Genomic DNA, 524 nt, shown 5'->3' with positions numbered 1-524 from the left:
CGCATATAACGCAACCAAAACGTTCCATTAAACAATATCCCTAATGTGGCAATACTTAATCCTAACGTAACATTACCTGAAGGAATGGATGGGTTAATAATATTATAAATTAATAATATAAAAAGGGTAAGCGCACTTAGATATAAAACACTCCCTACCAATTTTTTTTGCATTTTTTCTAAGGATTCTGCTTTTTCGTCACTTACTGTATCTAAATGACTTAAAACAAACACTTTATAAGCGACTATCAAAACAAAAAGTTCTGCAGTTCTTCTAAAAAAATCTGCAAGTTGAGTGGTCGATGTATTCATAAAAAAAGCGATTAAAGTTACGATGGGACCAAAGCTACTAAAAAATATAGAAAGCATTAAAGTCTTTTTACGACGTTTTTCTTCTTTCATAGCACCGCTCCTGTCATTATTTCAAGTAAATAGACCCCTACCATTAAAAGTGTTGCAACGCCTAAAGGAAGGGTTATAGTATCAAATCCTTTTTTAGAATATAGCTCAATTAAGGTTGCGAAG

The 524-nt window shown here is 32.3% G+C and carries 1 protein-coding gene; it reads right to left on the bottom strand.

Translation table 11 applies throughout. The features are described 5' to 3' along the window. Positions 1-401 (bottom strand): hypothetical protein (locus ABCO64_RS10820; protein WP_343089486.1); only part of this gene is annotated, 401 nt, incomplete at its 3' end. Between the last annotated feature and the right edge of the window lie 123 nt (positions 402-524).

Source organism: Methanocalculus natronophilus (genome assembly GCF_038751955.1).
Lineage (GTDB): Archaea > Halobacteriota > Methanomicrobia > Methanomicrobiales > Methanocorpusculaceae > Methanocalculus > Methanocalculus natronophilus.
The sequence above is the reverse complement of the archived record's forward strand: the minus strand, read 5'-3'. Positions and strand labels throughout refer to the sequence as shown.